19 protein-coding genes are annotated in these 18,428 nt (G+C 64.0%); 2 read left to right on the top strand and 17 right to left on the bottom strand.

Going from position 1 to position 18,428, the window contains the following annotated elements; genetic code table 11:
- Positions 1-8: 8 nt before the first annotated feature.
- The 13 genes from BFN67_RS23570 to BFN67_RS23510 all read right to left on the bottom strand — a co-directional run bounded on the left by BFN67_RS23570 (position 9) and on the right by BFN67_RS23510 (position 12,574).
- Entirely contained in the window at positions 9-308 is a 300-nt protein-coding gene (locus tag BFN67_RS23570) for a hypothetical protein (RefSeq protein WP_080921886.1), read from the bottom strand.
- Positions 305-571 (bottom strand): DUF6117 family protein, encoded by a 267-nt coding sequence (locus BFN67_RS23565; RefSeq protein ID WP_080921885.1) that lies wholly within the window; start codon positions 569-571, stop codon positions 305-307. The genes BFN67_RS23570 and BFN67_RS23565 overlap by 4 nt, the downstream gene beginning before the upstream one ends.
- Positions 572-673: 102 nt before the next feature.
- Positions 674-2,848, bottom strand: coding sequence for a ParB/RepB/Spo0J family partition protein (locus BFN67_RS23560; RefSeq protein ID WP_080921884.1), 2,175 nt, complete (start codon positions 2,846-2,848; stop codon positions 674-676).
- 165 nt (positions 2,849-3,013) lie between these two features.
- Positions 3,014-3,961 (bottom strand): hypothetical protein, encoded by a 948-nt coding sequence (locus tag BFN67_RS23555; protein ID WP_080921945.1) that lies wholly within the window; start codon positions 3,959-3,961, stop codon positions 3,014-3,016.
- Entirely contained in the window at positions 3,961-4,914 is a 954-nt protein-coding gene (locus BFN67_RS23550) for an ArdC family protein (RefSeq protein ID WP_080921883.1), read from the bottom strand. The genes BFN67_RS23555 and BFN67_RS23550 overlap by 1 nt, the downstream gene beginning before the upstream one ends.
- Before the next feature lie 168 nt (positions 4,915-5,082).
- Positions 5,083-5,340: a hypothetical protein gene (locus BFN67_RS23545; protein WP_080921882.1), complete on the bottom strand. Its 258-nt coding sequence runs from the start codon at positions 5,338-5,340 to the stop codon at positions 5,083-5,085.
- Positions 5,341-5,501: 161 nt separating this feature from the next.
- Positions 5,502-5,765: a hypothetical protein gene (locus BFN67_RS23540; RefSeq protein ID WP_080921881.1), complete on the bottom strand. Its 264-nt coding sequence runs from the start codon at positions 5,763-5,765 to the stop codon at positions 5,502-5,504.
- Positions 5,766-7,124: a PDDEXK nuclease domain-containing protein gene (locus BFN67_RS23535; protein WP_080921880.1), complete on the bottom strand. Its 1,359-nt coding sequence runs from the start codon at positions 7,122-7,124 to the stop codon at positions 5,766-5,768.
- Positions 7,124-8,365, bottom strand: a complete 1,242-nt coding sequence (locus BFN67_RS23530) for a tyrosine-type recombinase/integrase (RefSeq protein ID WP_080921879.1) — start codon at positions 8,363-8,365, stop codon at positions 7,124-7,126. Before BFN67_RS23530 ends, BFN67_RS23535 begins: the two co-directional genes overlap by 1 nt.
- Before the next feature lie 189 nt (positions 8,366-8,554).
- Positions 8,555-9,208 carry a JAB domain-containing protein gene (locus BFN67_RS23525; RefSeq protein ID WP_080921878.1) on the bottom strand — a complete coding sequence of 218 codons (654 nt, stop codon included), beginning with the start codon at positions 9,206-9,208 and terminating at the stop codon, positions 8,555-8,557.
- Positions 9,209-9,269: 61 nt separating this feature from the next.
- Positions 9,270-10,097 (bottom strand): type I methionyl aminopeptidase, encoded by an 828-nt coding sequence (gene map / locus BFN67_RS23520; protein WP_080921877.1) that lies wholly within the window; start codon positions 10,095-10,097, stop codon positions 9,270-9,272.
- A gap of 94 nt (positions 10,098-10,191) precedes the next feature.
- A complete protein-coding gene (locus tag BFN67_RS23515) occupies positions 10,192-11,676 on the bottom strand; it encodes an MDR family MFS transporter (protein ID WP_080921876.1) in 1,485 nt (494 codons plus the stop codon).
- A gap of 277 nt (positions 11,677-11,953) precedes the next feature.
- Positions 11,954-12,574, bottom strand: a complete 621-nt coding sequence (locus BFN67_RS23510; protein WP_080921875.1) for a DUF922 domain-containing Zn-dependent protease — start codon at positions 12,572-12,574, stop codon at positions 11,954-11,956.
- Between the two features lie 87 nt (positions 12,575-12,661).
- On the opposite strand from BFN67_RS23510, the gene folP reads away from it, so the two are divergent.
- Together folP and folK are read left to right on the top strand one after the other, a co-directional pair.
- Positions 12,662-13,516 carry a dihydropteroate synthase gene (folP, locus tag BFN67_RS23505; RefSeq protein WP_080921874.1) on the top strand — a complete coding sequence of 285 codons (855 nt, stop codon included), beginning with the start codon at positions 12,662-12,664 and terminating at the stop codon, positions 13,514-13,516.
- Entirely contained in the window at positions 13,513-14,043 is a 531-nt protein-coding gene (folK, locus tag BFN67_RS23500) for a 2-amino-4-hydroxy-6-hydroxymethyldihydropteridine diphosphokinase (RefSeq protein ID WP_425349822.1), read from the top strand. Before folP ends, folK begins: the two co-directional genes overlap by 4 nt.
- 10 nt (positions 14,044-14,053) lie before the next feature.
- Here folK and BFN67_RS23495 read toward each other — a convergent pair whose 3' ends face one another.
- From BFN67_RS23495 to pdxA, 4 genes are all read right to left on the bottom strand, one after another.
- Complete coding sequence (locus BFN67_RS23495; RefSeq protein WP_080921873.1) at positions 14,054-14,602, bottom strand: DUF924 family protein; 549 nt, start codon at positions 14,600-14,602, stop codon at positions 14,054-14,056.
- Between the two features lie 25 nt (positions 14,603-14,627).
- The gene (locus tag BFN67_RS23490) at positions 14,628-16,469 is read right to left on the bottom strand and encodes a monovalent cation:proton antiporter-2 (CPA2) family protein (RefSeq protein WP_080921943.1); all 1,842 of its coding nucleotides are present in this window, start codon (positions 16,467-16,469) and stop codon (positions 14,628-14,630) included.
- 92 nt (positions 16,470-16,561) lie between these two features.
- Positions 16,562-17,386: a 16S rRNA (adenine(1518)-N(6)/adenine(1519)-N(6))-dimethyltransferase RsmA gene (rsmA, locus tag BFN67_RS23485; protein ID WP_080921872.1), complete on the bottom strand. Its 825-nt coding sequence runs from the start codon at positions 17,384-17,386 to the stop codon at positions 16,562-16,564.
- Between the two features lie 12 nt (positions 17,387-17,398).
- A complete protein-coding gene (gene pdxA, locus BFN67_RS23480; protein WP_080921871.1) occupies positions 17,399-18,427 on the bottom strand; it encodes a 4-hydroxythreonine-4-phosphate dehydrogenase PdxA in 1,029 nt (342 codons plus the stop codon).
- Position 18,428: the final 1 nt, after the last annotated feature.

Raw genomic sequence — 18,428 nt, 5'->3', positions numbered from 1 at the left:
TCTGCCTCTCATGGCACCCAGAGGCCCTCCGCGAGTTCGCGGGCGATCATGGCCCGCGATCTCATCATCACGTCGTCGCCGCGCGTGTCGGGATGGCCGAAGAACCGCGCGCCGGGACCGTTCGCGCACCAGTCGGCATAGTAGCACCAGGCGCGATCGGTCAGCCGGAACGCGACCATATCGGAAGCCCAATGCGGTTTCGGCACCACGACGACGACAAGGCCGTCGCGGTTTTCCTCCCAGGGAAGCGAGCGTTCAGCGGGGGGATTGCGGCGGTCCTCGGCGAATATCTCATCGACGGTCATCATGCCGTGCCCTGGCATTGTGCGGCCGTGAGGAAGCCGGCCGGATTATCGGGATCGGGCGGCAGATAGGCGTCATAGGGGTTGCCGTCCGCCAGGTGCCCGAACGGCGTCATGATGATGTCGCCTCCGTCGCGGCCGACCGCACAGAGGACGTAGCGCAGTTCGCCGGAAGTGGCGTCCAGGCACTCCATGAGGGCAAGATTGCCGTCGCCGGCCGCGCGCAACAGGGTGTTGAAGTTCGTGCGGGCATGTTCGGGGATAGCCATGAGGATCTCCTGAAATGAAAAGCCCGGCGCGAGGCCGGGCGGATTGAAGGGGATGCGACAAAGGCGGCGGGAAGCGACCTCGGCCGCTCCCCGCCGTTTCAGTCATTCGGCTGCGACGAGAGCGACGTGCTCGTCTTCGGCCTCGGTGGCTTCGTCCTCGTCGCCATCGCCTGCCAGGAAGTCCGGCAGGGCCTCGCCGTCGCCGGCATCGCCATCGTCCGCGGCGTCACCGTCGAGTTCGACCAGGCGCAGCGGCTCGGGCAGCCAGCCGGTTTCGGCCAGCAGGCGTTCGGCTTCCTTCGCCATGTCGCCCTTCTTCAGATGCGCGATGAGTTGGGCGGCGCGTTCGCCCGCACCTTCGCGGACGGCTTCGAGGATGCGGGGCTTGGTGACGCGGCCGAGATAGTTGTCGACCGTGGGCCTCCAGCCGCCATCCGCTACCATGTCGAAGCCGGTGGCGCGGGCGATCCGGTCTGCACCGGACAGGCGGCGATCAAGGCAGAACTGCGAAACGCCGGAACCGCTGTGGGGGTTCGGCCGCTCGTAGAGGGCGTTGACGCCGTAGCTGACGCAATGGGCCAGCAGCGCCATCCGGCTCGCCTCGTCGAGCGCGGCGATCCAGTCCCAGGCCGCGCCTTCGTCGGAAGGAACATCGGCCTTCCAGGCGTCGAAGCGTTCGTCGATGGCCTTGGCCGAGGGCGTGTCGCTGAGATCGCTGCCCTGCACGCCAAGATGCGGCTGTCGCACGCTGATCTCCATGCAGCCGGTCGGCGCTGCGTAGTGATAACGCTGCATGACCAGGCGGTGCAGGAGCGCGGTCATCGCGACATGCGGGTTATTGGCGAGCGCGTCGTGGAGCGCGAGCGTGCGATGGGCGGTGAGTTCGATCACGAGCCGTTCGGGGAGCGGCTTGATCGCGTCATCCTCGTCGTCCTCCGTATCGACCGGCTCGCCGCCGATGGTGATGACGGCGCGCTGGACGCTGGCCTGGGCCGCGACCGCGCCGCTTTCGGCATCCGTCTCGCCATCGCCGGCTGCGTCCTCGCCATCGCCAGTGACGGGCGCCTCGTCCTCGGGACGGACGTAGCCGCGAGCGACGACAAGCTGGCCGGCGCGATCGATGCTGATGAAGACGCCCGCGCGGGCGATCTCGGCAGCGTCATAGATGGCCGGGCGCTTCTCGAAGACGCTCAACGCGGCCTCGATCTCGCCGAGGCGCGCGTCGATGTCATCGGGCAGCTCGTCGTAATCGGCGTGTTCCGCCTCGAGCCGCTCGTATTCCTCGCGCAGTGCCTCCCGAATGGCGCGATCCTCCTCGCTCAGATCGGGGAAGGTGGCGTTGAGGACGCGAAGACCGCGATCATGGCCGTAAGGCAGATCGGTATCGATCTCGATCCACTTCCAGCCCTCCGCCGCGACTTCATCGGCGATGACCTTCAGCTTGTCCGAGACCAGCCGGTCCAGCAGCGCGGGGTTTTCCAGCCAGCCCTCGTCCTCGTCGGAGAACAGGTCGCGCAGCATCACGCCGCCGGCCTGCTCATAGGCTTCGACGCCGACGAACTGCGCGCGCTTGTCGTCAGTCGGCACGGTCGTTTCGGTGAGGAGGTCGCGAATGTACCAGGGCTGGCGATTGTGCGAACGCTGGATCGCCTCCCAGACCTGTTCCTGACGGGCATGATCCGGGTTGACGGTGAACGCCTCCAGCATCGCCAGCGTCATCTCGCTGCGCGCATAAGCGTCCAGCAGGGACTGCGCGACGCGGGCGAGGCGGAGCCGCTGGCCAATGTAGCGCGGCGTGGTGCGATAGGCGTCGGCGACTTCCTCCTTCGACATGCCGCCGTCGACCATGCGCTTGAACGCCTTGAACTGGTCGAGCGGATGCAGGGCGAGACGGACGACGTTCTCCGCGTAGGAATCGTCGACGGCCGAGGTCTTGGCGTTGGCTTTCTTGACCAAGCAGGGGACCAGCCCATCGGCCGGGAAGCGGCCCGCCGCGACAAGGCGGGCGATGGCGCGGTAACGCCGGCCGCCCGCCGGGGTCTCGAAATCGCCGGTCTCGACGCCGGCATCGTCGAGGATGGCACGGACATTGAGACCCATCACGAGGTCTTCGCGCCGGTCGATGTCATGGGTCAGCTCGTCGAGACCGTTTTCGACGTCGATCTCGCGGACATTGCTGTCCGACAGCCGGATGCGGTTGAACGGAATGTCGCGCGAGCGGGAAAACTCGATCATCGCGACGACGGGGTTCTTCTTGCGGGAAGCGGCCTTGGCCATGGTCTTTGCTCCATGACGGACTCCGTGAGGCTCTCTCTCGGATCTCAATCCGTCACGAAGCGAAGCGCCGCCCTCTCACTCTAGGAGGGCAGCGCCACGCACCATGCTCGCCGGATTGGCGCAGACGCACACATCCGGCTTTCCGTATTTCCGGCTTTCAGCCGATCAGATTCCGCACATTCCCTCACATTCGTTCTGCCAGAGATCGAGCTGGCCGTGATCGGCCGCCGTCGTCAGGTCCGCTTCCCCCAGCGGCACGGCGGAGCGGTGAAGATAGACTTCGCCACGAATGCCGCGCAGGCCGGTGCGGATCGTGGCGTCGAGCGACACGGCGTCGTCCCACGCCTCGGGATCTTGGTCGCGCAGGGTGCGCCACGCTGCATCCGAATGATACGGGCAGCCGATGCAGGCGCTCTTGGGAGGCAGCGGATAGTCGTGCCGCGCGAGCCAGCGCAGGCAATCGTTGCGGGTCATACCCCGCTCGATCAGCGGCCAGCGGTTGACCTGCCAGTCCTCGAAGGACGGCTTCATGCGAAGCGCCTCGTCGAGAGAAATACCGATCCACTGCTCGGCGACTGGCGATCCTGGCGAGCGCCGACCGGCTATGCCGAGTAGCTCGCGCACCTTCCGGCGGATCGGCACGATCTTGTAGGAAGAGGTGCATTGGCGGCGGATCATGCCGACGCCGATGCGCTCGGTCCTGAGAATGCGGGAGCCGACGGGAACAAGGTCGCCGTTCTCGTCCTCGTCATAGACGGGCAGTTCGGAGCCGGCGGGCGTGACCGTGCGGGTGAATGCCGGGATCGATGCCCATCGCTCACCGCGCGAGGCGGAGATGAGGTCTGCGCGCAAATCCCCGGCCGAGACGATATGGACAGGGAACGGCAGGACGTTGGGCGATCGGAGCCAGGCCAGATGCTCATAAACCGCCTTCGGCTCCCAGCCGGTGTCGGCGAAGATCGCACAATCCGGCATGGGGCCGATTTCACCATGCGCGGCCATCAGGGCGAGCGTGGTGGACTGGACGCCCGCGCCGAGACTGAGGACGCGCAACTGGATGTCGGCCGCGAGACCGGGATCGGGCGTGAAGCCGGGGAAAGCGAGCGCGTGCATCATGCGGCCCTCCGCATGTCGTCGGCGTCGGGCAGGTTCTCGGCGTCCGGCTGGAAGGACAGGAGCCAGTCCGCCGCCTTGCTGGCCTGCGAGGCGGCGCGGACGATGGCGCGATTGTCCTCGCGCAGCACCTCCAGCCAGGAGCCGATATAGTCCGCATGGCGCACGGTCGGGACGATGCCGAGCGAGGCGCAGCAGAATGCGGAGATCAGTTCGGCCGTGATTTCCTCGACCGAATAGAGCTTCGTGCCGAAGGAGCCGGAGAGGTTCCGGTTCAGCCGGTGCGCTGCGCCGCTGGCGTGACCGAGTTCATGGAGCGCCGTCCGGTGCCAGTTGATCGGCTCGAAATAGGCGGCCGGCGGAGGCACTTGCACATAGTCGAGCGACGGCACGTAGAACGCCCTGTTGCCGCTGATACGGAAGTCGATGTCCGTCGCTTTGATGAGCGCCTCGACCTTCGGCTCGATGAGGCCGGGCGGCGGAGGGGGCACGGCCGCCTCGATGTCATCGGGCAGGCCCTCGCATTGCGCCGTGTTGAACACCGAGAAGCGTTTCAGGAACGGGATCGCGTGGGCTTCCTCGCCGGCCTCATGGGCGCGGCGCTTCTCGTCCTCCGGCGTGAAGCGGTCGGCATAGACGACGGTGGTGCCGCGCTCGCCCTTGCGGACATTGCCGCCGAGCGAGAGGGCCTGACGAAAGGTGAGCCAGCCCTGGCCGGAGAAGCCATGTTGAACGACGGCGCCCCAGAGGATCAGAATGTTGATGCCACTGTAGCTACGGCCGGTGCTGGCGTTCTTCGGCAGGCCGAGCGGGGCCTTCGCCGCCGCGGTGCCCCATGGCTGGACCCAGGGGAGACGTCCGGCTTCAAGCTCGGCGATGATTTTGCCGGTGATTTCGTCATAGAGGTTCGCCCGGTCGGCGCCGGTGCGAGGGGTGCGGTCATGTCTGGACATCGCGGTTCTCCGCGACGGGCGCCGGAAGCCTCTCTCCCAGCCCTCGACCCGTCACGGCAAACCCGTCCGCACTCTCACTCTAGGATTTCAGGCGCCGCGCTTTGCCCGAGCACCGCGTCCGCGTTGATGAGCCACACGTCGCGCATACGGTTGGGACAGGCTTTCTAATCAGGCCACGCGCTCCGAGCGCCAGTTGCCGTCCTTGCCCTTGGCGAGCCGCCAGGTCTGTGCCGTGACCAGCGTCCCGCGCGCGGTGCGATAGTCGGGAACGGCGAGACGGATGGCATCGCCCTCGGCGTGCCACTCCGCGATGACGGTGACGCCATCGCCGAACTCGACCAGGCAGTCGGGCGCGGCTTGCCCGTCATCGTCGACGGTCACGCGGCCCTTCCGAAAGGCGTGACTATGAGGAAACAGGAATCGCATTCGGTCGCCTTCTTCTTCTCGGGCATCTCATGCTTTGACGATCGCGCGGGACGATCGCCTGCCATGGGGGCGTTGCGGGGTCTCCCCGCAGAAGGGGGTGTGCCGGTGACCTTGGCGCCGGCCAGGGGGAAGGCTTTCCCCCACCATCATGGATGCCGGAGCTATCGCATTTCCTCATCGGCGATGGCCTGCACCACGTTCATGTCCATTTCCACGACAGGGGACAGGCGGGCGACCTCTGACGCGACCTTGGCCCAATGCCAGAACTCGGACCTGTTTCCCTGCGCGCGGCTGCGTGCGGCGAGGCGCTGCGCTTCATAATAGGCGTGATGGCCGTGCGTCGCGATCATCGCCCGCGCGTCCTGCTGCCAGCGTTGGCGAATCTGTCTTCGCTTATCGATCCAGGCGGCCAGACGGCGGAACATTCAGCCGTCCTTTCCGCCACGCGCCCGCAGCTCCCTCAGTTCCGCCAGGAACGTCGTGCCGACATCGATCGCGCGCTGTGCGCTTGTCCCGTCCACATCGACACCATGCGAGGCTTCCAGCATGACGCGGAGCGAAGCGAGGAACGGTGTCGTACTGGCGGGTGCGATCTCGCGCTTCTGCAAGGCGCTCACCATTTCGCCGATACCGGCCGGTCGTTCCGGCGTGCCGCCATTGTCGATCAGGAAATCCCGCAAGGTCCGCTCGATCTCGATGCGCAGCTTGACGACGGACATGAGCGGAAATTCGCGCGCCAACTCCTCGACGGTCGGCAGGTCGCGTTGAAGCTGTGGCGGCAGGCCCGGCGACAGCCGGTATTGCGCGACGCCCATCGGCTTGCTGGTGTCGCGCAAGGTGTATTCGACGATCACCTCGTTGCGGCCCTTGCAGAGAATGATGCCGATGGTCGGCTGGTCGTCCGGGTGACGGAGCTGGTCGTCAACGGCCGAGAGGTAGAAGTTCATCTTGCCCGCGAACTCGGGCTTGAAGTCCTCGATCTTCAGCTCGATCACCACGAAGCAGCGCAGACGGAGGTGATAGAAAAGCAGGTCGAGATAATAATCCTGACCGCCGACTTCGAGATGATACTGGCTCCCGACGAAGGCGAAGCCCTTGCCGAGTTCGAGGATCATCGCGCGCAGATGTTCGATCAGCCCGCGCTCCAGATCGCGTTCCAGCATGTCCGGGCCGAGCGAGAGGAAGTCGAAGGTGTATGGGTCTTTGAGAATCTGTTGGGCAAGCTCGGATTGCGCGGCCGGCAAGGTTCGTGAGAAATTGGTGAGCGCGCTGCCTTGGCGGACGAACAGATTGCTCTCGATCTGATGGACGAGGACGGGGCGCGTCCAGCCATGTTCGATGGCCTGTCGGGCATACCAGGCGCGTTCTTCGGGCGCCTTCACGGTATCGAGCAGGCTGACGTTATGGCCCCAGGGCAATTGTGCAACGACCCGTTGCACAATTTCGGGATCGGGCCAGGCATCGGCCAAGGCCCGCATATATTTGAGGTTTCGGGAAGAAAGCCCGGTCATTTCGGGGAACGCCTGACGGAGATCCCCGGCCAGCCGGTCGACGACCTTGGCGCCCCAACCCTCGCGCTCCTGCCGGGTGAGAATATCCCGCCCGATGGTCCAGTAGAGCAGGATCATCTCGCGGTTGACCGACAGGCTGGCGCGATGCCGGGCTTCGATGATCCTTTGCTTCAGGTCGCCGACGAAGGCTGCATAGCTTTGCGGGTCGATGTCGGCGGCCGGCGCGGCTGTCCCGGCGCGACGCGGGGCGGGGGATTTGGGCGGTCGCGTCATCACGCGGCCGCCTTCAGGCGCTTCTTCGCCAGCATGGCGCGGACGAACTTGTCCCACTTCGCCATGCCCGCGCGCTTCTCGACCATATAGTGCCAGCGGTCGTAATGCTTGGAGCTGACGTCCTGCAGCGCGTGGTTCTGGAGGCGATCGCGGATTTCCTTCGATATGCCCGCCTTGCCGGCGAGCGTCTTGAAGGTGCGGCGGAGATCGCGGTTCGTCGCATAGGGGATCACGCCGCGGTCCCGCTGACGCCAGACGAAGCTATAGAGCGTACCGTGGCTGACCGGCTTTGACGGGTCTTTGGCCGACGGGAAATACCATCCCCATTCGTTCGGCGTGATCGACTCGATCAATTCGGCGGCGAGCAACGGCACTGGAACGGCGTGTGGCTGGTCGTTCTTGGTCTTCGACCAGTCGATGATCCGCTCCTTGGCGTCCCATTGATCGACATGCAGGCGCGCGATCTCCTCGACGCGCTGGCCGGTCAGCATGATGATCTGCACGGCGCGCGGGTAGGACGGATGGACCGGCGTATCGGGGCATTCGAGCCAACGATAGAGCTGGACGAACTCATCCTCGTCGAGCCAGCGCGTGCCTTGGACCTTGGGCTCGGTCGGAATGCCTGTCGCTGGATTGAAGGGGATGCGGAAGCGGCGGGAGGACTGCTGCCGATAATCGTTGTCGGACTTCATGCCCCAGGCGAAGGCGGCATGGAGATAGGAGCGCACATGGTCGGCCATCGACTTCGCGCCGCGATCGTAGATCGGGCGGATCAGCTCGATGATCTCCTCGGCCTCGATCTCGCGGGCGAGGCGATTGCGCCCAAGCGTGTCGGCGATCTTGTTGAGACCCTTTTCGGTCTCCTTCCAAGAAGGCTTCCCGGCGTCCTTGAGCGCGGCGACATAGCCCTCGAACAGATCGGCGACCGTGCCGGGGCGCGTGTCGGTGGCGATCTTGATGCTCCGGCCTTTCTGGATGACGTCGGCAAAGTCGCGCTTGAAGATTTCGCGGGCCTGGGCGAGCGACATTGAGGGATAGGCGCCGAGCTTCTTCTTCGTGCGCTTACCGTCGCGCCATTGTTGCGCCATCCAGTCGGCGGTGACGCGCTTCGGCATGGGCTTGAGAACGAGGACGAGACGGCCGGTGCCGCGTCCTTCGCCATCGGCGAGGTTTTCCTGCTTCTGGCTTATCTCGACGCGCTTGAGCGCATGTCGGATCGTGGTGTCGGTGAGTGCGGCCATGGCGTTTCCTCCTTTCCGGGACTGGGATCGGTCGGGGAGAAACAGGGATCGCTTGCTGGGAGCGGAAGGCCGTTTGTTACCCCTCTTACAGCCCCCAATTTGCCAAAACCACCCCCACTACGCAAGGGCTAAAAATCACTAACTCCCTAGTGTTTCAACGTGCTTGAGCGTGATCGAGCGGGATCAAAATCAGTGAGTGGGGTGATTGTGGACGAGCACGATTGCCGTTGCGGACAGTTCGAGCGCGCGTTTTATCACTTCACGCGGATAGACCGGCGTGTGATCGACCGTGCCCTGCTGCTGGACTTCATCTGAAATGAGGGCATTCTTCTTGTCGAGAAACAGGATGCGGAACTGCTCGCGCGCCTCGAAGGCCATCGCTGTGTGGCAATAGTCCAGAACCTTTTCCCAGGATGAAAGGATTTCGCGGCCCTTGATTTCGCTTCGCGCCATGCGCGACGCGGCAGCGGCGATCACCTTGAGGTCGAGCGCGATGGCCGGCCCGATGCCTTTGACTTCTTGAAGCAGCGTGACAGGGGCGCCGAGCACTTCGCCGAGTGTTCCAAAGCGGGCCAGCAGAGCCTTGGCGACGGGCTTGGTGTCGGCGCGCGGGATCAGGCGAAAAAGCAGCAGTTCCAGAATTTCATAGTCGGGCAGGGCGTCCGGGCCAGCCGCAGCAAAACGCTCGCGCAGCCGGTCGCGATGGCCGAGATAATGCGGCTTTTCCCTCACCGGCTCGCTGTTTCTCAATGGTAGCAGGACCGGCTGCTCACCGAGATAACCATAGGCCTGTCTGCTTTTTCCCACGTCGTTCACTCCCCACCCGTGTCCATGATAGGCCATGTTCGGGCGGGAATGAAAAGCCCGTTGTCGTGTTTTTGTAGACGGGCACTGATGTTGCGGCTCAGCCGGGAAGGCCAGGACGGTCGAGGCCCGCGGGCGACAGAGTGAAGATCTCGCAGCCGGTTTCGGTCACGCCCACGGTGTGCTCATATTGCGCTGACAGGGAGCGGTCGCGCGTCACCGCCGTCCAGCCGTCGGACAGCACCTTCACATGCGGCCGGCCGAGATTGATCATCGGCTCGATGGTGAAGATCATGCCGGGGCGCATTTCGACGCCTTCGTTCGGGCTGCCATAATGCAGGATGTTCGGCGCATCATGGAAAAGCTGACCGACGCCGTGGCCGCAGAAATCGCGTACGACCGAGCAGCGTTCGCCCTCGGCATAGGTCTGGATGGCGGCGCCGATGGCGCCGGTACGCTCGCCCGGCTTGACGGCTGCGATGCCGCGCAAAAGGCACTCATAGGTAACTTCCATGAGGCGCTCGGCCGCGCGCTTGATCTGGCCGACCGGGTACATGCGCGAGGAATCGCCGTGCCAGCCATCAACGATATAGGTGACGTCGATGTTGACGATGTCGCCGTCGCGCAGCGGCTTGTCGTCGGGAATGCCGTGGCACACGACATGATTGATCGAGGTGCAGGTCGATTTGGTGTAGCCGCGATAGTTGAGCGTCGCCGGCAGCGCATCGTGGTCCATGCCGAATTCACGCACGAAGCGGTCGATGGCGTTGGTGGTGACGCCCGGCTGCACGATAGCAGCCAGTTCGTCCAGGCAGCGTGCCGTCAGATTGCACGCCTTGCGCATGCTGGCAAAAGCCTCCTCGCCATAGAGGCGAATCTGGCCGGTATTCCTGAGCGGGGCGGTCGCGGCGTCGAGGTAGGTAATCATGACTGGCGAAAGACCGAATTGAATCTGACCGTCTTCATGTGACACCGAATGCGGCGATCTTCAACCTTTCCGTTCGTCGAAGTCGCTTGCCGGCTTATTCCGAGATCGTCCGGGCGGCATCCTTGGCATAGCCGCGCAGCGGCTTTTCCGGCATGAGCAGGAAGCTCAGGAAGGAAGCCACCATGATGATGGCGCAGACGATGAAGATCATGGTGAAGGCTTCGCCTGAAACCGCTTGCGCGCTGGTCTGGATACCTTCGGTGGCAAGCGGCATGCCGTAGCCGAGCGCGACGGCGCCGAGGATGGCGACACCCAGTGCCCCGCCCATTGTGCGCAGGAAGGTCAGAACCCCCGTCGCCACGCCGAGATCCTTGCGGTCGACGGCATTTTGAACCGAGACAGTGCAGACCGGCAATGTCGCGCCGGTGCCGATGCCGATGCCGGCGGTCAGCACTTCCACCAGCGTCAATGAAACATGCTCGGCCATGAAGGCCATCACGCCAAGGCACAGCACGCTGAACAGCGCGCCGCCAAGCGCGATGCGCCTGTAGTGGACGATATGCGGCACCATCCATCCACTCACCATCGCCCCTGTAACGGTGCCAAGCAAAAGGCCCAGCATGGCCGTACCGGATTCAGCGACGGACAGGTCGAGATGGGCCTGCATATAGACCGGCAGATAGACGGCAAGCCCGATATTGGCCGCCTGGACGAGAAACACCGCAATCGTCCCGGCAGCGACGATCGGGTTGCCGAGAACTTCAAACGAAACAAGCGGTTCGGCCGCTTTCATCAGCCGCAGTGCCAGGATGAACGAGACCACGAGCGAACTTCCGATGAGGCCGAGGATTTGCGGCGAAGTCCAGGCATAGGTGCTGCCGCCCCAGTTCAACGCGAGCAGCAGCAGCGCCGTCGCGATGACCAGAAACAGCGCACCCCAGCCGTCGATCTTGTGATGCTTGCCCAGCACCGGCAGCTTCTTCAGCGGTTTGCTGATGATGGCCATGGCCAGCAGACCGAGCGGAATGTTGATCCAGAAGATCAGCGACCAGTGCAGATGCTCGGCGAACGTGCCACCCAGCAAGGGGCCGGCAATGCTGGCAACCGCCCATGTGCCGGATATCCATGCCGCATAGCGGGCGCGTTCGAGCGGTGGGACCAGATCGCCGATGACGGTTTGCGAGAGCGCGAACAGCCCACCGCCGCCAAGTCCCTGAATGGCGCGGCCGGCAATCAACACCATCATGTTGGGGGCGAGGGCACTGACCACCGAACCGGCAAGAAAAATCAGGATCGCCGCGAAGATGATCGGCCGGCGGCCAAGCACGTCGGAAATCTTGCCATAGAGAGGCGCGACCGCCGTTGCCGTCAGAAGATAGCCGGTGACGATCCACGGCAGATATTCGGCATGGCCGAGCGCGCCGGCAATCGTCGGCATGGCTGGCGCGACGATCGTCTGGTCAAGCGCCGCCAGCAGCATGGACAGCAGCACGCCGCCAATGATGACGTTTGTCTCACGGTCGCTGATAGCGGGTGTCGAAACGTCCTGCGTGTGGTCCTGACTGATAGGCTTGTCCATGACGTATTCAATTCACTGCTGTTTCGTGATTCCCGTCGAAATATATCCACCCATTTGCACAAGAATGGGCGCGATGCCTGCCGGAAACCATTAATGCTGTGGGGTCCCGTGCACCGGGGCTTCGAGTCCGCGTGGCGGATTGCCGGGCTACCAACCGGCATGCGCTTCCTTAAAACAGCGGCGCGGGAATAGCAGAGCAGCAACCGGGTGTCGAGGCGCGCGTGTTGACTGTCCCGTGATCGTTACCAGGAAGCCAGGCAAAACCGCGATTTTCTCCTCAAGGCAATGGCAGGCGCCCGGCCCGGATACGCTCGGCGCGATACTCCAGCAATCGCAGGATGCGGCTTTCGAAATTCACCATCTCGACGCGGTCGAAGCGCGCCTGCGCCTTGTCGTGCCTGTCGAGAATCCTTGTCGTGATCGCTTTTGCCTTTGCTGCCGCTGTTTCGCAATCCTTCTGACGGCCGCTCGCCTTCAGCGCGTCTTCCAGCTTGCGCGCATAGCGCTTGGCGATATCGACATGCAGGCCTTCGTGACGTTTGATATCGGCGGAAAGCGTGTCCCAGAACAGCCGCACATCCGGTTCTGATTTGCTGCGCCGGCTCCAGCGCGGCAGCACGATATGCACCTTGAGCGTCACCTTGGCCGAGGCGATCCGGCAGGACCGGGCGCCGCGCGCATAACCGATATGCGTGGTGAAGGCCATGCGCGTCGCGCCGGGGTGGCGGGAGCCCGAACTGCCGACATGCGGCCCGCGTTCGGCAAGCTCCGCCTGTATCTCCTCAAGCGTTGTGCCGCCTATGGTGAAGGTGCTGTAGGTCTTGACGAGATCAACCGCATGCGCGGCGGGTGTCGGCGCAAGTAGCAAAAAGGCTGAAAGCAGGAACCGCCGGTTCATATTGCCTCTACGTCCGCCTTGCGTTACGGCCTGTTGCGGTACGACGATTGCCGCCCCTGAACGCCCTGACATATTGGTTGACCTGCAATGATGATGACACGATGGCAACTGGCTCACGGGCGTTATCTCGACCTTGGCCGCAAGGCAATGGTCATGGGTATCCTCAACGTCACGCCGGACAGCTTTTCCGATGGCGGCCGCTTCGATGTACCGGAGCGTGCGCTGGCGCAGGCGCGGCGCATGATGGAAGAGGGCGCAGCCATTATCGATATCGGTGGTGAATCGACGAGGCCCGGCGCAACCGCCGTCAGCCTGGCCGAGGAGCAGGCTCGTGTGTTGCCGATCATCGAGGCACTGGCAAAGGAGAGCGACGTGCTGCTTTCCATCGACACCTACCGCGCTGAAACGGCGCGGCTGGCGGTCGAGGCGGGCGCGCATATCATCAACGATGTGTGGGGCTTGCAGCGCGAGCCGGAGATCGCCGGCATCGCAATGCAAACCGGTGCCGGGCTGGTGCTCATGCACACCGGGCGCGGGCGCGAGAAAGTGCCCGACATCATCGCCGATCAACTGGCGTTTCTTGGCAAGTCGGTCGAGATCGCGCGGCAGGCCGGCGTGCCGGATGCGCAAATCGTCCTCGATCCGGGATTCGGGTTCTCCAAGGGCGTGCCGGAAGTCGATCTGGCGATGATGCGGCGTTTTGAGGAACTGCACGCGCTTGGCTTCCCGCTTCTGGTCGGAACCTCGCGCAAGCGTTTTGTCGGAGCGTTGGCCGGACGCCCGGAAACGGCCGACCGAGTGGCGGCGACGGCGGCCACCAGCGTCATCCTGCGAATGAAAGGCGCACAGCTTTTCCGTGTCCACGACGTCGCGATCAATGTGGATGAACTCGCCGTGACCGATGCCGTGCAGGCGCACGAATGCGCGGAGGATGAAGCGTGAGCGTGCAAATTTCATCCGGCGATGCCGAGACCGCCTATCTCAGCCTTGGCGGCAATCTCGGGGAGCCGGAGCGCGCCATGGCAAGCGCGCTGCAAATGCTCGACGGTGAAGCGAACGTACAGATTACAAGTGTTTCCTCCCTCTACAGGACGCCGCCCTGGGGCAAGCTCGACCAGCCGGATTTTCTCAACATTGCCGCGCAGCTTTCCACGACGCTGGCGCCGCATGCGTTGCTGGACCTATGCCTCGATATCGAACGCCGGTTGAAACGGGTGCGCGGCGAACGCTGGGGGCCGCGGCTGATCGATATCGACATTCTGGTATTCGGCGATCGCGTCATCCATGAGGACGGGCTGGAGGTGCCGCATCCGCGCATGCTGCAACGCGCCTTCGTGCTGGCGCCGATGGCGGAGATCGCTCCCGATCTTGTCGTCGCCGGCGAGCGCATTGCCGAGCGGTTGCGCCGCGCCGATACCGGCGGGATCGAAAGATTGCCGTCAGGGCAGGATTGGTGGCGTGCTGCCTGAGGGGAGACGATCAGCCTGAAAAGCCGCCATCGTCCAGGAATGCACGTTCTTCAGGCGTTGTGCCTCGGCCAAGTGCCATGTTCCTGTGCGGGAAACGGCCGAAGCGCTCGATGATATCGCGATGCATCACCGCATAATCCAGATAGGACACCGCATTGGCCTTATGCAGGTCGACCGAGCGATGCTGGTCGGCGAGTGCTTCCGAATGTTCGAAGGGCAGGTAGAAGAAGACGCGAATTTCTTCTTCGACTTCCATGTCGTGTCCGGCCTCGACCGCGTGGGCGGCGAAATGGCGGGCCAGCGGATCGGTGGCGAACATATGGCCGGTGCCGCGAAAACAGTTGCGTGGAAACTGGTCGAGCAGGATCATCAGCGCCAGCGAGCCTTCAGCAGATGCGGCCCAATCATCCAGTTCGCGGCGGGCGGCGGCATAGTGCAGGTCGAGAAAGCGGTTGCGGAAATCGGTATCGAAAGATTCGTTCTTTTCGAACCAGGCGCTGGAGCCGGCTTCACGCCAGAAACGCACCACCGACCCGGCTTGCTCGTTCAATCCTGACATTGGCGTTCTCCTTCAATCTGTCGCTTCAATCGGTTGCCGGCGCCTGCTTGCCGAGCATGCCGGCGGTTTCTTCGTTCAGGGCCTGTCCGGGGCGGCGCGGCTGCGTTACAGGGGCGGGAACCGGGGTGGCGATATTGCCCTTCAGGAAGTTGCGGCCGTCATGGATATTGCCGGAAATCTGCATTTCCAGCCGTGCGGCGTCGCGGCGGCGCACGTCCTCAATGACGTCGGCTACGGTATCCGGATCGACGCCCAGTGCTTCCAGCGTCGAGCCGCCGAAAACAAGCGCGGATTCGAAGGTTTCGCGGATCTGGTAGTCGATGCCGGCATGGATCAATTGCAGCGCCGTGCCGCGATCATAGGCGCGCGCCATGACGGTAAGGAACGGGAATTCGGCCTTGAGCAGTTCGGCGATGCGAACCGCGACGTCCGGCTTGTCCACGCAAATCAGCACGGCGCGCGCCTGATCGGCGCCGGCGGCATGCAGTATATCGAGCCGGGTGCCGTCGCCGTAATAGACCTTGAAGCCGAAATCGGCGGCGGCCTGGATCATCTCGACATCGTTGTCGATGATCGAGACGTCGACGCCGCGCAACAGGAGCGGTTGGCTGGCGATCTGGCCGAAGCGGCCGAAGCCGATGATCAGCACGCTGCCGGTCAACCCATCGGCGACATCGACGCCTTCCATTGACTGCCTGTCATCGCTCGGCGTCAACCGCCGCAGCACGGCGATGGCAAGCGGGGTCAGCAGCATGGACAGGATGATGATGGCCGTCAGCATCGCGTTGCCGCGGCTGTCGATGATGCCGACCGCGGCGGCGGAAGCATAGAGCACGAAGGCGAATTCGCCGCCCTGCGCCATGATCACCGCCCGTTCGAGCGCTTCGCGATGGCTGGTGTGCAACAGGCGCGCGACCAGATAGATGCCGAATGCCTTTATCACCATATAGGCCACGACATAGATGGCGATGAGTTGCCAATTGTCCCAGACGACCTGAAGGTCGAGCGTCATGCCGACCGCCAGAAAAAACAGGCCGAGCAATATGCCGCGGAATGGTTCGATATCGGCTTCGAGCTGATGGCGGAATGTCGATTCCGAAAGCAGCACGCCGGCCAGAAATGCGCCCATGGCCATGGAAAGGCCGCTGAGTTGCATGGTCAGCGCCGAGCCCAGCACCACGAGCAGGGCGGCGGCCGTCATCACCTCGCGCGCCTGCGCGTCGGCAAGGATGCGGAAGAAGGGATTGAGAAGGTAGCGGCCGGCCAGTACCAGCCCGACAATGGCGCCGATGCCGATGCCGATCTCGGCAAGGCGCTCTGAAACGGTGGTTTCCACCCCGCCTGGCGCCAGAAAGGCGACCAGTGCCAGCAGCGGCACGATGGCAAGGTCTTCCAGCAGCAGGATCGAAACGATGCGCTGCCCCTTCGGCGTGGCAATGTCGCCGCGCTCTTCCAGAAGCTGCATGACGATCGCCGTCGAGGTCAGCACGAAGCCCGCGCCGGAAATGACGGATTGGGCGACGGTAAAGCCGCCCAGCCAGCCGAGCGTGCCCAGAAGCAACCCGCATACGCCGACCTGAAGCGCGCCGAGGCCGAAGATTTCGCGCCGCAACCCCCAAAGCCGCGACGGCTGCATCTCCAGCCCGATGATGAACAGGAACATGACGACGCCGAGTTCGGCGACATGCAGGATCGCGCCCGATTCGGAAAAGACGCGCAGGCCGAACGGGCCGATCACCAGACCGGCTGTGAGATAGCCGAGGATCGAGCCGAGGCCGATGCGCTTGAAGATAGGCACGGCGACCACACCGGCGGCCAGCAGCGCCACCACCTGTATCAGATTGCTGTCCGCCGCCTCGACTGCCATGCGTGCCTTTCTGCTTCCTGCGAATGCGATTTGCGCCATTGCAGGCGCGAGACGATGATGGCAGCCGCTCTAACGCAATGTGCCGTGTTGTATTATACCGCATTGGCCAGACGCACGAACTCCTCGATATCGAGCGTTTCGGCACGGCGCGTCGGATCGATGCCGACGCGGGTGAGCAAAGCTTCACCGCCCATGCTTTTCAGGCTTTGGCGCAGCATCTTGCGGCGCTGGCCGAAGGCGGCTTCGGTGACGCGCCCAAGCGTTTTCACGTCGGCCGCAAGCGGGTTGGCTCGTGGCACGAGATGGACGACTGAGGACGTCACCTTCGGCGGTGGGGTGAAGGCCTGCGGCGGCACGTCGAAGGCGATGCGCGCTTCACAGCGCCAGCCGGCCAGAACGCCGAGCCGGCCATAGGCCGAACTGCCGGGCTTCGCCACGATGCGCTCGGCAACCTCGCGCTGGAACATCAGCGTCATCGATGCGTAGAAGGGCGGCCATTCAGCCACCGTCAGCCAGCGCACCAGCAATTCCGTGCCGATATTGTAAGGCAGGTTGGCGACGATCCTGACCGGTTCGCCATCGGCAAGGGCGGCAAAATCGGTCTTCAGCGCGTCGCCGGCAATGATTTGCAGTCGATCGGGATAATGGTCGGCGATTTCAGTCAACGCGCCGAGGCAGCGTTCGTCGCGCTCGATGGCGATGACACGCCGCGCACCGTTGAACAGAAGCGCGCGTGTCAGGCCGCCGGGTCCGGGGCCAATTTCGATCACCGTGGAATGTGTCAGGTCACCGGCGGCACGCGCGACCTTGCCGGTGAGATTGAGGTCGAGCAGGAAATTCTGGCCGAGCGCCTTTTTCGCCTGTAGCCCGTGCCTGTCGATGACGTCGCGCAGAGGCGGCAAACCATCAATGCTCATTTGACATTGAACTCATGCGGCAAGCGATTTTTGGGCGCCATCGGCCAGCCGGCGCGCCAGCTTGAGCGCGGCGATCAGGCTATCTGGCCTTGCGATGCCCTTGCCGGCAATGTCGAACGCCGTGCCATGGTCGGGCGAGGTGCGGATGAAGGGAAGCCCCAGCGTGACATTGACGGCCTCATCAAAAGCCAGCGCCTTGGCCGGGATCAGCGCCTGGTCGTGATACATGCACAACGCGACATCGTAATTGGCGCGGGCGCGCGGGTGGAACATGGTGTCGGCGGGCAGGGGGCCGAAAGCGTCGATACCCTCAGCCCGCAGGATATCGATGGCCGGCTGGACGGTCTCGCGATCCTCAAGCCCCATGGCGCCGCCTTCGCCGGCATGCGGATTGAGGCCGGAAATCGCCAGCCGGGGCTTTTCGATGCCAAAACGCGCCTTGAGGTCGGCTGTGGTGATGCGCGCCGTCTCGACAACGAGGTCGGTGCTGAGCGCGCGCGGCACGTCTGCCAGCGGAATATGGATGGTGACGGGCACCGTGCGCAGATCCGGTCCGGCCAGCAACATGACCGGTCTGGCGTCGGATCCGGTATGCAGCTTGGCCAGGTGCGCCAGATATTCGGTGTGGCCGGGAAAGCGGAAGCCGGCATCGTAAAGCGGCTTCTTGGCGATCGGGCAGGTGACGATGGCAGCCGCGCGCCCGGTCAGGCAATCCGCCACGGCACGGTCGATGGCTTCAACGGTGCCCGCGGCGTTGGCCTGGTCGGGCCGGCCCGGCGCGTCGCGAAAGCGAGCGGCCAGCGGCACGATGGGCAGGGTCTCGGAAAAAACCTGCATGGCATCCGTCGGTTCGGTTTCGACCAGCGGCACATTCATGCCCATGCTGGTGGAGCGCGCCGCAACCAGGGCCGGATCGGTGAGCAGGTAGAAGGCGGGAACAGCCTTTTCGCGGCGCAATTGCCAGGCGGCAACGGCAATCTCCGGCCCAATGCCGGAAGGATCGCCGATGCTGACAGCGAGCGGCAGGGCAGGCGTCGGCATT

It is taken from the genome of Manganibacter manganicus, assembly GCF_002075885.1.
GTDB lineage: Bacteria > Pseudomonadota > Alphaproteobacteria > Rhizobiales > Rhizobiaceae > Mesorhizobium > Mesorhizobium manganicum.
Note: the sequence above shows the minus strand (reverse complement) of the source record. Positions and strands in the feature narration are given on the sequence as shown.